Origin of the sequence: Nocardioides sp. Soil805, from assembly GCF_001429625.1 — a bacterium.
Lineage (GTDB): Bacteria > Actinomycetota > Actinomycetes > Propionibacteriales > Nocardioidaceae > Nocardioides.
Genome location: NZ_LMSU01000001.1, coordinates 19,833 through 32,846 on the forward strand (window position 1 = coordinate 19,833; position 13,014 = coordinate 32,846).

15 protein-coding genes are annotated in these 13,014 nt (G+C 73.5%); 4 read left to right on the forward strand and 11 right to left on the reverse strand.

Annotation, left to right across the window (positions count from 1 at the left end; all coding sequences use genetic code 11):
• Window positions 1-2 precede the first annotated feature (2 nt).
• From pheS to ASG94_RS00095, 3 genes are all read right to left on the reverse strand, one after another.
• Window positions 3-1,100, reverse strand: coding sequence for a phenylalanine--tRNA ligase subunit alpha (gene pheS, locus ASG94_RS00085; protein ID WP_056924432.1), 1,098 nt, complete (start codon window positions 1,098-1,100; stop codon window positions 3-5).
• Window positions 1,101-1,304: 204 nt separating this feature from the next.
• The gene (locus ASG94_RS00090) at window positions 1,305-3,923 is read right to left on the reverse strand and encodes a DUF4153 domain-containing protein (protein ID WP_056924433.1); all 2,619 of its coding nucleotides are present in this window, start codon (window positions 3,921-3,923) and stop codon (window positions 1,305-1,307) included.
• Window positions 3,920-4,642 carry a response regulator transcription factor gene (locus tag ASG94_RS00095; protein WP_056924434.1) on the reverse strand — a complete coding sequence of 241 codons (723 nt, stop codon included), beginning with the start codon at window positions 4,640-4,642 and terminating at the stop codon, window positions 3,920-3,922. Before ASG94_RS00095 ends, ASG94_RS00090 begins: the two co-directional genes overlap by 4 nt.
• Before the next feature lie 118 nt (window positions 4,643-4,760).
• Between ASG94_RS00095 and ASG94_RS00100 the strand changes: the two genes are divergently transcribed.
• Entirely contained in the window at window positions 4,761-5,390 is a 630-nt protein-coding gene (locus ASG94_RS00100) for a LysE family translocator (protein ID WP_056924435.1), read from the forward strand.
• 15 nt (window positions 5,391-5,405) lie between these two features.
• Here the strand turns inward: ASG94_RS00100 and ASG94_RS00105 are convergent, their stop codons facing one another.
• The 7 genes from ASG94_RS00105 to ASG94_RS22275 form a co-directional block, all read right to left on the reverse strand.
• Window positions 5,406-6,479: a sensor histidine kinase gene (locus ASG94_RS00105; protein WP_235537070.1), complete on the reverse strand. Its 1,074-nt coding sequence runs from the start codon at window positions 6,477-6,479 to the stop codon at window positions 5,406-5,408.
• A 9-nt stretch (window positions 6,480-6,488) separates the two neighbouring features.
• Window positions 6,489-6,755 carry a DUF4031 domain-containing protein gene (locus tag ASG94_RS00110; RefSeq protein WP_056924436.1) on the reverse strand — a complete coding sequence of 89 codons (267 nt, stop codon included), beginning with the start codon at window positions 6,753-6,755 and terminating at the stop codon, window positions 6,489-6,491.
• Window positions 6,756-6,768: 13 nt separating this feature from the next.
• Entirely contained in the window at window positions 6,769-7,560 is a 792-nt protein-coding gene (locus ASG94_RS00115; protein WP_056924437.1) for a TrmH family RNA methyltransferase, read from the reverse strand.
• A gap of 2 nt (window positions 7,561-7,562) precedes the next feature.
• The gene (gene rplT / locus ASG94_RS00120) at window positions 7,563-7,949 is read right to left on the reverse strand and encodes a 50S ribosomal protein L20 (protein WP_056924438.1); all 387 of its coding nucleotides are present in this window, start codon (window positions 7,947-7,949) and stop codon (window positions 7,563-7,565) included.
• Window positions 7,950-8,016: 67 nt separating this feature from the next.
• Window positions 8,017-8,211: a 50S ribosomal protein L35 gene (gene rpmI / locus ASG94_RS00125; RefSeq protein ID WP_056924439.1), complete on the reverse strand. Its 195-nt coding sequence runs from the start codon at window positions 8,209-8,211 to the stop codon at window positions 8,017-8,019.
• A 104-nt stretch (window positions 8,212-8,315) separates the two neighbouring features.
• The gene (gene infC / locus ASG94_RS00130; RefSeq protein WP_056924440.1) at window positions 8,316-8,999 is read right to left on the reverse strand and encodes a translation initiation factor IF-3; all 684 of its coding nucleotides are present in this window, start codon (window positions 8,997-8,999) and stop codon (window positions 8,316-8,318) included.
• A 261-nt stretch (window positions 9,000-9,260) separates the two neighbouring features.
• A complete protein-coding gene (locus ASG94_RS22275; RefSeq protein ID WP_056924441.1) occupies window positions 9,261-9,782 on the reverse strand; it encodes an SseB family protein in 522 nt (173 codons plus the stop codon).
• 46 nt (window positions 9,783-9,828) lie between these two features.
• Between ASG94_RS22275 and ASG94_RS22280 the strand changes: the two genes are divergently transcribed.
• Genes ASG94_RS22280 through ASG94_RS00150 form a run of 3 tightly spaced genes read left to right on the forward strand, consistent with a single transcriptional unit; the run spans window position 9,829 to window position 12,073 of the window.
• Window positions 9,829-10,290 (forward strand): hypothetical protein, encoded by a 462-nt coding sequence (locus ASG94_RS22280; RefSeq protein ID WP_056924442.1) that lies wholly within the window; start codon window positions 9,829-9,831, stop codon window positions 10,288-10,290.
• On the forward strand, window positions 10,287-11,516 hold the full coding sequence (locus ASG94_RS00145) for an amino acid deaminase/aldolase (RefSeq protein ID WP_200957994.1): 1,230 nt from the start codon (window positions 10,287-10,289) through the stop codon (window positions 11,514-11,516). Before ASG94_RS22280 ends, ASG94_RS00145 begins: the two co-directional genes overlap by 4 nt.
• Window positions 11,513-12,073: a 4-amino-4-deoxy-L-arabinose transferase gene (locus tag ASG94_RS00150; protein WP_235537071.1), complete on the forward strand. Its 561-nt coding sequence runs from the start codon at window positions 11,513-11,515 to the stop codon at window positions 12,071-12,073. The genes ASG94_RS00145 and ASG94_RS00150 overlap by 4 nt, the downstream gene beginning before the upstream one ends.
• On the opposite strand, the gene ASG94_RS00155 is transcribed toward ASG94_RS00150, so the two are convergent.
• On the reverse strand, window positions 12,043-13,008 hold the full coding sequence (locus tag ASG94_RS00155; RefSeq protein WP_056924443.1) for a GNAT family N-acetyltransferase: 966 nt from the start codon (window positions 13,006-13,008) through the stop codon (window positions 12,043-12,045). The genes ASG94_RS00150 and ASG94_RS00155 overlap by 31 nt on opposite strands.
• Window positions 13,009-13,014 lie beyond the last annotated feature (6 nt).

Consider the following 13,014-nt stretch of genomic DNA (forward strand, 5'->3'; position numbering starts at 1 on the left):
TCTCAGATCTCGGAGCCGAAGGCGGAGGAGAAGCGCACGTCGCCCTCGAAGAGCGGGCGCAGGTCCTCCAGGGTGTGGCGGAACATGAAGCTGCGGTCGATGCCCATGCCGAAGGCGAAGCCGGAGTAGGTGTCCGGGTCGATGCCGCACGCGACGAGCACCCGCGGGTTGACGACGCCGCAGCCGCCCCACTCGATCCAGCCCTCGCCGCGACAGGTGCGGCACGAGGCGCTGTCGATCCCGCGGCAGACGAAGCAGCGGACGTCGACCTCGGCCGAGGGCTCGGTGAAGGGGAAGTACGACGGGCGGAACCGCGTGTCGATCCCGTCGCCGAACAGCTGGGAGGCGAGGTGGTCGAGCGAGCCCTTGAGGTGGGCCATGGTGATGCCCTCGTCGACGACGAGGCCCTCGACCTGGTGGAACATCGGGCTGTGCGTCGCGTCGTACTCGTCGGTGCGGAAGACCCGTCCGGGGCAGGCGACGTAGATCGGCGGCTTGCGCGTCAGCATGGTGCGCGCCTGCACCGGGGACGTCTGGGTGCGCAGCACGACGTGGTGGTCGGCCGGCTCGGTCCAGAAGGTGTCCTGCATGGTGCGGGCGGGGTGGTCGGGGCCGAGGTTGAGGGCGTCGAAGTTGAGCCACTCGGCCTCCACCACCGGGCCCTCGGCGATCTCCCAGCCCATCGCCACGAAGATGTCGGCCACCAGCTCCGACTGCAGCGTGATGGGGTGCCGGCTGCCGCGTCGCACGCGGTCGGTGGGGAGGGTGACGTCGACCGTCTCCTCGACCAGCATCCGCTCCTCGTGCTCGGCCTCGAGCTGCACCTGGCGCTCGGCCAGCGCCTTGTTGACCGCGCCGCGGGCCTGGCCCACGCGCTGGCCGGCGTCCTTGCGGGCCTGGGGCGGCAGCGCACCAATCTCGCGGTTGGCCAGGGCGAGCGGCGAGCGGTCGCCGACGTGCTCGAGCCGGACGGTCTTGAGCGCCTCGAGGTCGGGTGCTGCGGAGATCGCCGCGATCGCGGCGTCACGCATCGCCTCGACCTCGTCGGCCTTCAGCGGGGTGACCTCGACGGGGTCGTACTCGGTGTTGGGGCCGGACATGGCTCCCTTTCCTCACGTCTTCGTGGACGCGCCGATCGTAGAAGATGGGTCGGACGGGGCAGCTCCCCGGACCCGGCGTCGTACGAGAGCCTGCCGGTGCGACCAGCCGTCGGTCAGGCCGACGCGCCCCGGACTCCTGCGGCCCCCGGACCGACGACCGGTCCGGGGCGGAGAAATCGCTGACGGGGCTCCATGGCCGCGATGCTAGCCGACCGCCGACCCGGAGGGCTCGCCGAATTCCTCGTAGACACCGGCGCACGGGTCGCCCGTGGCGTCGGGCGAGGGGGGCATCTCGACGCCGTCGAGGGCGTCGCGGGCCCGCTCGCGTCCGAGGTTCCAGCCCCAGAGGGTGGCGTCCTCCTCGTCGAGCTGGTTGGTCGACAGGTGCTGCAGGACGCAGCCGGCGACCCGCTCCGGCAGCCGCTCGGCCACCACCGGCGCCGCGTCGGCGGACAGCGACTGGAGGTAGCGCAGGTCGAGGGAGCCGGTCGCCTCGTAGCGGTCGATGTTGCGACCGGCAACCCACGCGTCGGGGTTGAGCACGGCGAGGCCGAGGGTCGCGACCGCGCCGGTCACCAGGGCGATGCGCGGGACCCGGTGCCCGCCGCCGACCACGCCGGCCACCATCACCGTGAGCACGACGAGTCCGAGCCAACCCTCGAAGACGTCGACGACGAGGCGCAGCGTGGTGAAGCCGTAGGCCTCCTGGTAGACGTGCATCCGGTAGATCGCGGAGGCCACCACGACGAGCGTCAGCAGGCACAGCAGGCCCAGCGAGACCCGCAGCCAGAGCCGGTCGCGCGGCTCGTCGCCGGCCCGGCGGGCCGCGGCCCACACGACGAGGAGGGTAAGGGCGGTGGCCACGGTGAGCTGCCCGAACCCCTGGTGGACGTAGTCGGCGTAGGTGATGCCCGTGGTCCGCTCGAGGTAGTCGTGGCCCCCGAATGCCACGGTGGCCTGCGCTGCGAGGAAGACCAGGAAGACGCCGTCCACGATGAGCACGGGCACGAGCCACTCGAAGCGGTTGGGCAGCGGCTCGACCGGTCGGCGGGGAGCCTCGACGCGCGGTGGGTTGAGGGCGGCGTACGAGCCGGCGAGGCTCAGGCCGAAGACCGCGACGGCGACGAACACCCGCGCCACGAGGTCGCCGAAGGTCAGGTTGGGCACCACCGCGTCGACCCAGCTGGCGAAGAGCGCGTCGGCGGAGGCGAACAGGGCGCCGAAGACGACCAGCCCGAGCAGGGACAGCGCGGCGGTGCGGGCCAGCGCAGGGGTGCGCCCGCCGGTGCCGACGAGGCGCAGGCTGCGCCCGAACCACGGCAGCCCCCGCACCGAGGACAGCGGCCAGGACAGACCGGCCAGCACGAACCCGGACAGCGTGGCAGCGCGGGTCACCGCGACCAGGAAGACCGCGATCGCGGCGACGACGCAGAGCAACGCGATGGCGGCGTTGTCGAGGATCGTGAGCGGGACGACGAGCAGCAGGCCGAGCGCGGTGGCCCCGACGACGAACGGGTCCCGACGGTGCCGAGCGGTGGCGTACGCCGCTCCCCCGGCGGCCGCGAGGACGAGCGTCCACGCGAGCCCGGGGCCGACGAACGTCATCGTCGCGCCGGCGAGGACGCCCACCAGTACGCTCGCCACGACGACCCGCAACGCCGCCGACCGGGGCGCCTCGGGCCAGAAGGCCCCGAAGAGCGAGTCGAGGCCCGGGGCAGGCGCGGCAGGCTGCTGGACCGGGGCGACCGGGCGGTCCGTGGTGCTGCCCGGCGCGGGCGGGTGGGACGGGCTGGGCACGACGGCCTCCTGGAGGGGCTTCTCGGACTGGACCTGGAGCGGGACCTCGAGCGGGACGTGGAGCCGCAGGCAGGCACCGGAGCCGGCGGCGGGGTCCACGAAGCGCAGGGTGCCGCCGTGGAGCTGGGCGACCCAGCGCGCGACCGCCAGCCCCAGCCCGGTCCCGCCACCGGCCGCGCTGGTACCGAAGCGCTGGAACACCCGCTCGCGGTCGGCAGGCGCGAGCCCGGAGCCGTGGTCGAGGACCTCCAGCCACCAGTGGTCGTCGGCGGTGCCGGCGGTGACCCGGACGGCCGCGTCGACGGGACTGTGGCGCCCGGCGTTGTCGAGGGCGTTGACGAGCAGCTGGCGCAACCGGGCGGGGTCGGCCTCGACCACCAGGTCGCGATCCAGCCCCACGTCGTACGACGTCGTCCGGCCCGCGTGGGTCACCTCGCGCACGCAGTCGTCGACGAGTGCGGCGAGGGCGACCTCGCGGACCTCCAGGCGGATCACACCCGCCTCGAGCCGGGAGAGCTCCAGCAGGTCGGCGACCAGGTCGCGCAGCCGTTCGGCCTGGGACAGCGCGTCGGCGAGGTGGTGGGGATCGGCGGGCACCACGCCGTCGGCGAGGTTCTCCAGGACGGCGGTCATCGCCGCGAGGGGGGTGCGCAGCTCGTGGGAGACGGTGGCGATGAGGTCGCGACGCTCGGCGTCGACCTGTTCGAGGTCGGCGGCCATCCGGTTGAAGGCCTCCGCCAGGCGGCCGACCTCGTCGGTGGCCGAGGTGCGGACCCGCCCGGAGTAGTCGCCGCGGGCCATCCGCTGCGCGACGTCCGTCATCTGGCGCAGGGGTGCCACCATCCCGGCGGCGAGCAGCTGGGTCACCCCGAGGGCGAGCGCCACCGCGACCGGGACGGTCAGCAGCGCGGGGACGCCGGCTGCCGACCCGAGGCTGGCGAGGAGGGCCGCCACGACGACGGACGCCGCGACCAGGGCGCCCAGCTTGACCTTGATGCTGGTGACCGGGTCGAGGGCCGCGCTCACGGGGCGGCCTCCCCGGGCTCCAGCGCGTAGCCCACGCCGTGCACGGTGCGGATCCAGGCGGCGCCGAGCTTGTGCCGCAGCGCCTTGACGTGGCTGTCCACCGTGCGGGTCGCGACGCCGGTGAGCCCCGACTCCGCCCACCCCCACACGTCGGCGAGCAGTCGCTCGCGGGTCAGCACCTGGCCCGGCTCGCGGGCCAGGCACACCAGCAGGTCGAACTCCGTGGGCGTCAGGTGGACCTCGGTGCCGTCGCGCGTCGTACGCCGGCGACCGGGGTCGACCGTGAGTGATCCGAGGACCAGCGGCTCGCGGTCCGGGGCCACCGCCAGCTCGGCGGCCCGCTCGACCCGGCGCACCAGCGCTGCCACCCGCGCGACCACCTCGCGCATCCGGAACGGCTTGGTGAGGTAGTCGTCGGCCCCGACGCCCAGCCCCACCAGGATGTCGGCCTCGTCGTCGCGGGCGGTGAGCATGAGGACGGGGACCGGGCGCACGGCCTGGAGCCGGCGGCACACCTCGTGGCCGTCGAGGCCGGGCAGCATCACGTCGAGGACGACCACGTCGGGCTGGGCGGCGCCGGCCTCGCGGACCGCGGCCCACCCGTCGTACGCCTGGGTGACGTCGTACCCCTCGGCCCGGAGCCGCTCGGCGAGCTGGTCGTTGATCACCCGCTCGTCCTCGACCACCAGCACCCGTCGTCGTGTCCCCGTCGTGCTCATGGGTCGACCCTAGGAGCCGGACCGCGCACGAGGTGCGGACGACGCGTGGAGGTTGTGTGCAGATGACCGCCCGCGGAACGGGGAGGCGAGGGCGTTCCCGGGGCCCTAGCCTTGTCGGGTGCCAACCACCAGCCAGCTGCTCGCCTTCGTGCTCGCCTCGATCCTCTTCATCCAGGTGCCGGGCCCGAGCCTGCTCTTCACCATCGGCCGGGCGCTGAGCGTGGGGCGCCGCGAGGCGCTGCTCTCGGTGGTCGGCAACGGCCTCGGCCTCCTGGTGCAGGTGCTGATGGTCGCCCTGGGGCTCGGCGCCGTGGTGGCGGCCAGCGCGACGGCGTACACCGTCCTCAAGCTGGCGGGGGCGGCGTGGGTCGTGTGGCTCGGCATCTCGGCGATCCGGCACCGCAAGGACGCGCGCGTGGCCCTGAACGCCGGCGAGCGGACGCCGGAACGTCCCGGGGCCGCCGTCCGCACGGGGCTGCTCGTCGGGATGGGCAACCCGAAGACGATCGTGTTCTTCGTGGCGTTCCTCCCCCAGTTCACCGACCCGTCCGGGCCGGTGGGGCTCCAGGTGGCACTGCTCGGACTGCTGTTCGCGGTGCTGGCCGTGGCCAGCGACTCGGTGTGGGCGATGGCCGCGGGTGCGGCGCGGGCGTGGTTCGCCCGCCGCCCCGAGCGGCTCGACGCCATGGGTGCGGCCGGGGGCGTGATGATGATCGGCCTGGGCGCGACCATGGCCGCTGCCGAGTGAGCCGACCGCCTCGCCTCACTCGGGGCGTCGGTCCTCACGCGGCCAGTCGACCATCACGCGGGCTCCCCCACCGTCCGCATCGGTGACCGTCACGTAGCCGCCGTGGGCGCGCGCGAGGCCGCCCACGATGTACATGCCCAGCCCCGACCCGCCACTGGACCCGTGCTTCCAGAACTTGGTGAACACGCGGCGCCGCATCTCCTCGGGGATGCCCTCGCCCTCGTCGTCGACGCAGATCCGCACGCCGTCCACGTCCGACGCCTCGGGCGTCAGTGCGAGGGAGACGACGACACGGCCCTGGCCGTGGCGCACGGCGTTCTCGACGAGGTTGGTGACGACCTGGGTGAACTTGTCGGGGTCGGCGAAGACCTCCGGGAGTCCCTCGGCGGCCTCCAGCTCGATGACCCGGCTTGTGCCGGCCCCGACGGAGTCGACCACGCGCCTGGCCAGCACCACGGCGTCGGACTCCCGCGGGTAGAGCGAGAGGCGGCCGGTGTCGATGCGGGCCACGTCGAGCAGCTCAGCGATGAGGCGCACCAGCCGGTCGGCGTCGGCGTTGACGGTGGTGAGCATCAGCTTGCGCTGCTCGTCGTTGAGCTTGTCCCAGCGGTTGAGCAGTGCCTGGACGAACCCCTTGACGCCGGTCAGAGGCGAGCGCAGCTCGTGGGCCACCGTGGCGACCAGGTCGGAGCGCTCGCGGTCGAGGCGCGCCCGGCCCCGGCCGTTGCGGATGCCGATCGCGACGCCCACCACCGGCGCCAGCGGGCGCTCGCGCACCATGCGGGCGGTGGTCAGCACCTCTTCGCCGCCGGAGTTCAACCAGGACTGCTCGGGGATGCCCGTGCGAGTGGAGATGCTCCGGTCCGGCCGGTTGACGTCCAGCCACGTCTGCCCGTCCTGGTCCTGCAGGAGCAGCACCTCGTCCAGCCGGCCGCCCATCGCCTGCTCGACCGTGGTGCCCAGGAGCCGGGCCGCGTGGTCGTTGATGAAGGTGATCTCGCCGGCGATGGTGGCCCCGAGGATCCCGTCCGGGTAGAGGTCGGCCAGCGACTGCAGCCGCGTGGGCCGGGATTCGACGATGCGGGGCACCGGCTCACCCTAGTCCGGGCGGGCCGCCTTGGGACGGCGCAACCCGGCGGCACGCACCCGGGCGACCAGCTCGCGGCTGGTCACGGGGACCGCCCCGGCGGCGACCATGGCGTCGTGGAACTCCGCCGGTACGTCGTAGTGGTCGCGGTCGAAGCCCCGCTCCGGGACGCCGTGGGCGAGCGCGAACGCGTGCAGCTCGTCGTACGACGTGTCGCTGGCCAGGTGCGACCACGTGCGGCCCCAGCGTGGCACGGCCGGCGGGTCGATGAGGATCACGGTCGGGACCTCGTCAGGACCGGTGCGCGCGGGCGCTGGCGTAGAGGCACACCGCGGCCGCGGTCGCGAGGTTGAGGCTCTCGGCGCGGCCGTGGATCGGGATGGCGACCCGCTGGTCGGCGAGCGCCGCCAGCTCGGCCGGCAGGCCCCACGCCTCGTTGCCGAACAGCCAGGCCGTGGGACCGGTGAGGTCGGCGTCGAAGAGGTCGACGTCCCCGGCGCCGTCGGCCGCCAGCACCGTGTAGCCCGCCGCCTGGGCAGCAGCGACGGCCGCGGCGGCGTCGGCCTCCACGGCCACGGGCAGGTGGAACAGGCTGCCCACCGTGGCCCGCACGGTCTTGGGGTTGTAGGCGTCGACCGAGCTCCCGGCCAGCACGACGCCACCGGCACCCGCGGCGTCGGCCGTGCGGATGACCGTTCCGGCGTTGCCGGGGTCGCGGACGTCGGCGCAGATCGCGACCAGCGACCCGCTCAGGGCACCGCCCAGGGGTACGTCCAGGTGACGGCAGACCGCGACGAGGCCGGCCGGGCTGACCGACTCGGAGAGCGACGCGAGGGCGCGGTCGTCCACGGTCGTGACGACGTCCGCGGCGCCGAGCAGGTCGGCGTACCGGTGCCGGGCGTCCGCGGTGGCGAAGACCTCGACCACGCAGCCGGACACCGACAGCGCACCCTCGACGGCCTTCGGGCCGTCGGCAAGGAAGAGCCGCCGCTCGGAACGGGCCGGGCGGCGGCTCAGCTTGCGAGCCTCCTTGACGCGGCTGTTGCCCACCGTGAGTGGGGTGCCCGTCAGGGGGGTGCTCATGCTCAGGCAGACACCTTGGGAGCGTTGACGTCCTCGGGGAGGGCGGCCTTGGCGGTCTCGACGAGCGCGTTGAACGCGGCGATGTCGCTGACGGCCAGCTCGGCCAGGATCTTGCGGTCCACCTCGACACCGGCGAGGTTGAGGCCCTGGATGAAGCGGTTGTAGGTCATGCCCTGCGCACGCGCGGCGGCGTTGATGCGCTGGATCCACAGCTTGCGGAAGTTGCCCTTGTTCTTGCGGCGGTCGTTGTAGCTGTAGACCAGCGAGTGGGTGACCTGCTCCTTGGCCTTGCGGTACAGGCGCGAACGCTGACCGCGGTAGCCGGAGGCGCGCTCGAGGACGACCCGGCGCTTCTTCTGGGCGTTGACTGCCCGCTTGACGCGTGCCATTTCTTACTCCTTGGTGCTCAAAACTCGGAAAGGTGGTGCAACCGACCGCCGGAGGCGGCCTCGTGGGTCAGCGACCCAGCAGCTTCTTGGCGCGCGCGTTGTCGGCCTTGGCGACCTCGACCGTGCCGGTGAGGCGACGGGTGACCTTGGAGGCCTTCTTCTCGAGGTTGTGGCGCTTGCCGGCCTTCTCGCGAAGGATCTTGCCCGAGCCGGTCACGCGGAAGCGCTTGCTGGCACCGGAGTGCGTCTTGTTCTTCGGCATCTCTCTCTACTTTCTGCTGCTGGATGTCTGGGACGTCGGTGGGAGGCGACGGGGTGCGACGCCTGGTGACGACGTGTGTGCTGGGTCTGCGGGGAGCCGCAGGCTCACGCCTCGATGTCGTCGTCGAGGTTCTCGGAGCGCCCGCGCTCCTTCTTGGCGGCCACCGGACCGGCCGCGTGGGCGGCCTCCCGCTCGGCCTGCTCCTCGGCCACGGCCGCCTCGCGCTGGGCCGCCTTCGCGTCCTTGGCGGCGGCGGCGTCGATCTTGGCGTCGGCCTTCTTCTTGTGCGGGCCGAGCACCATGATCATGTTGCGCCCGTCCTGCTTGGGCGACGACTCGATGAAGCCGAGCTCGGTGACGTCCTCGGCGAGGCGCTGCAGGAGCCGGAAGCCCAGCTCGGGGCGGTGCTGCTCACGGCCGCGGAACATGATGGTGATCTTGACCTTGTCGCCGGCCTTCAGGAACCGGACGACGTGGCCCTTCTTCGTCTCGTAGTCGTGCGCGTCGATCTTGGGACGAAGCTTCATCTCCTTGATGATCACGTTCGTCTGGTTGCGACGCGCCTCACGAGCCTTCTGGGCGTTCTCGTACTTGAACTTGCCGTAGTCCATGAGCTTGCAGACTGGCGGCCGGCCCTGGGGAGCGATCTCGACCAGGTCGAGGTCTGCCTCCTGGGCAAGCTTCAACGCCTGGTCGGTCGGAACGATGCCGACCGTCTCGCCATTGGGCCCGACAAGACGGACCTCGGGAACCCGGATCCGCTCGTTGATGCGCAGCTCGGTGCTGATGTGTCCTCCAGTGACTCAGTGGTTGGGTGACCCTGGCCGGAGACACGTCCCGAAATGAACAATGGCTCCCGCTGTGGACCAAGCGGGAGCCGCAGTGACGCACGCCGGGCGTGCGCCTCATCCGGACCGTGACCCGACGACCTGTGGTGCAGTGCGGCCGGTGCGGGTGGGGAACGATGCTGCTATTCCCGCTTGGAGGATCGGTCCCGCTCCCCGTGGGGGCAGAGTGGAACTGATCGGTCAACACCGAAGGCTAACGGATCATTCCGCCGCAGGGCCAATCCAGCCGAGCTGGTCCCCCTGCCCACCGCGTCCGTCCTGGAGGCGCACCACCCGCCACCCGGCCGCCAGCCGGGTGAGGTCGTCGCCCTCGACCACCGTGGTGGCCGGTCCGGCGATGTCGACGACGAGGGCCGCCGCGCCGTCCTGCACCGCGGACTGCGCCGCCAGGCGGGTCGGGACCGGCACGGGCCGGGCCTCGGCGTCCCAGTCGGCGAGGCTGTCGGAGCCGGTGAAGGCCAGCAGGGCGCGCCGGCCGTCGGCGCCGGTCATCAGGACGGCCGCCATGTCGGAGGTCTTGTCGTGCGCCAGCCCGTGCTCGTCGACCTCCACCTCGCCGAGGACGGCCACGACCGGGACGAGCAGGCGGGCGTCCTGCAAGGCCAGCAACGCGGCGCCGTACGACGCGGGGTCGTCGGTCGGCAGGGCGAGGGCCGAGCGCACGGCAGGGTCCGCGCGACCGTCGTCACCGGCGAACCCGGGGTCGGGGATGTGTCGTTCCACCCCGTCATTGTCCCCCTTCCGTGGAGCACTGTGGAACTCTGGAGGTGTGGACGAGGCAACCTGGGCGGCACTCGCCGCCACCCTGACCCTGCTGGGACTCGTGTGGACGTGGGTCTCCTTCCGACGGCGCGGTGCCGTCGGGGCGATGCGCGCGCTCGGCTTCACGCTGCTCCCGGCCGCCGCGTTCCTCACCGGCACCCTGGAGATGTTCACCGAGATCGCGGGCTCCGTCACCGACTGGGCCTCGGGCCTCGTGCTGAACCCGTTCACCTGGGCCGGGATCGGGCTGGCCGGCACGGGCGTGGTGCTCATCGTCCTCGCGGGCGTCCTGAGGGACCGGCAGATCGCGCGGGCCACCGGCACGGGCGCTGCCGGCGAGGTGGCGTCGTCGTCGACCCGACGGGACCTCCCGGAGGCGAGCTCGACCCGCGCCCCGCGCCAGCAGCCCGTCGTCGACGACGAGATGGCCGAGATCGAGGCGCTGCTGAAGAAGCGCGGGATCCAGTGAGCCAGGCGCCGGTGGAGGCGTTGGTCGAGCGCAACCGGCTGTGGGCCCGCCTGGGCGCGGCGGTCGCCTCCCACCCGGACCCGCTGCCGACCCCGCTGGCCGTGGTCGACCTCGACGCCTTCGACGCCAACGCGGACGACCTCGCCCGCCGGGCCGCGGGCAAGCCCGTGCGGGTCGCCTCCAAGTCCCTGCGGGTGCCCGGCCTGGTGGCTCGCGCGCTGGCCCACGACGGGTTCTCCGGGGTGCTGGCCTACACGCTCGCCGAGGCGCTGCACCTCCACGACACCGGGATCAGCGACGACGTCGTGGTCGCCTACCCCAGCGTCGACCAGGGCGCCCTGGCCCGGCTCGTCGGCTCGCCGGACGCCGCGGCCGCCATCACGATCATGGTCGACGACGTGGCCCACCTGGACGCGGTCGACGCCGTACGCCGCGGCGCCGGCGTGGACGTGCGGGTCGCGATCGACGTGGACGCGGGCCTGCGGGTGGGCGGCCAGCACGTCGGGCCCAAGCGCTCCCCCCTGTACGACGCCGCCGCCGTGGGCGACCTGGCCCGCACCGTCGTCTCCCGGCCGGGCTTCGTCCTGGTCGGGGCGATGACCTACGAGGGCCAGGTGGCCGGGGTCCCCGACGACGTACCCGGCCAGCGCACCCGGTCGCTGCTGGTCCGTCGCCTCAAGCAGGCGTCGGTCGCCCAGCTGGAGGTCCGCCGCCGCGAGGTGGTGGACGTGCTGGGGGGCCTGGTCGACCTCGAGTTCTGGAACGCCGGCGGGTCCGGCTCGGTGGAGTCGACGGTCGCCGACCCGGTCGTGACCGAGGTCGCCGCGGGATCGGGCCTGCTGGCGCCCGGGCTCTTCGACCACTACCAGTCCTTCACACCCCGCCCCGCCGCGTTCTTCGGACTGCGGGTCAGCCGCAAGCCCTCCCCCACCCTGGCCACCGTGCACGGCGGCGGCCTCATCGCCTCCGGACCCGTGGGCGACGACCGGGCGCCGGCCCCGTGGGCCCCGCCCGGGCTGCACCTGACCGGCCTCGAGGGCGCCGGGGAGGTGCAGACCCCGCTCACCGGCCACGCCGCCTCGCGGCTGGGCATCGGGGACCTCGTGTGGTTCCGGCACGCCAAGTCCGGCGAGCTCTTCGAGCACGTCAACGACGTGCACCTCGTGCGCGGGGACCGGATCGTCGAGACGGTGCCGACCTACCGCGGCCTGGGCCACGCCTGGTGACGGCGGCGATCGACCCCGCCGAGGTCCTGGCGCACGCGCTCGCGCGCCCGCCCACGCTCGGTCCCGGACGGCTGGTGTGCGTCGACGGGTTGGCCGGGGCCGGGAAGACCACCCTGGCCCTGGCGCTGGCGGCCGTCGCGGGGGCGCAGGTCGTGCACACCGACGAGCTGCTGGAGGGGTGGGACGGCCTGCCCGGGCTGGGCGCGACCCTCGAGGCGGTCCTGCGGCCGCTGGCAGCCGGAGGCCCCTCGGCCTGGACCCGGTGGGACTGGCACGCCTCCGGATGGGCGGAGTCCCACCCGCTCTCCCCCGGCGGGCTGCTGGTGCTGGAAGGCGTCGGGTCCGCCCCCCTCCGCGTGGACGACCTCGTGACGACCCTGGTCTGGGTCGAGGCGCCCCGCGAGGAGCGGCTGCTCCGGGGCCTGGCGCGCGACGGGGAGCACATGCGCCCCCGGTGGCTGCGCTGGCTCGACGACGAGGCCGCCCTCCACGCCGGTGAGCGCACCCGCGACCGGGCCGACCTGGTCTATGTGACCGGCCCCTCCTCCAGCGCGTAGTTGTCCTGGCGGTGGCGCACGGCGTACCCGGCACGCTCGTAGATCCCCAGGGCGCCGGTCGGGTTCTGGGTGTCGACGTCGAGGCTCGAGGTGTCGAAGCCTGCCTCGCGGCAGGCGTGCAGCGTGTGCGCGAGCAGGTGCGTGGCCAGCCCCCGGCCGCGGTGCGCCGCGAGCGTGCCGACGTAGGCGACGTACGCCTCGCGGCCCGGCTCGCCCGAGGGCGCCAGGTCGTACTCGTGGACGAAGACGTACGCCGCGACCTGCCCGCCGGCCCGCGGATCACGCAGGACGAAGGACTGCTCGTGGCGGGTGTGGGCGGCCTTGACCATGAACCCGGCCCAGGTCTGCTCGTCGAGGGCGGTGCCGTTGGGGTAGTCGCGGAAGGCCTCGTTGTGCGCGGCCCGCAGCTCCTCGGCCGTGGCCGGGTCGAAGGAGGCCAGCTCGAGGTCCTCGGGCAGGTCGACCGGTGGCAGCCCGGTGAGGTCGGAGAACATCAGGAAGTTGTGGCGGTCCACGACCAGGCCGTGGTCCGCCAGCAGGCGCGCCTGGTCCGCCCGACCGGCCAGCGCGCGGGTGTGGAAGCGTGCCCGGCACGTGGGGGCGTGCTCGGCGTGCAGCCGCCGTGCCGCTTCGAGCGCCCGGCCCAGCATGGCGGTGCCGAACCCCTCCCCGAGGCGTGCAGGGTCGACGTCACCGAAGAGCAGGAAGTGCTGGCTGCCGTCGTGGGGAGCCCGCGGCAGGATCGTCGTGTAGGCGACCAGGTCGCCGCCGTCCCACCCGCCCTCGCACACCACGCCCGGGAAGTCCGCGAGCAGCTCGCGCACCTCCGCGGCCGACAGCTCGAAGCCGGTCGGGTGGTCGGCGGCGATCCGCGTCATCAGCGACGCCACCTCCTCAGCGTCCGCGGCGGTCACCGGGCGGTGGGTCAGGGCCATGGCGGC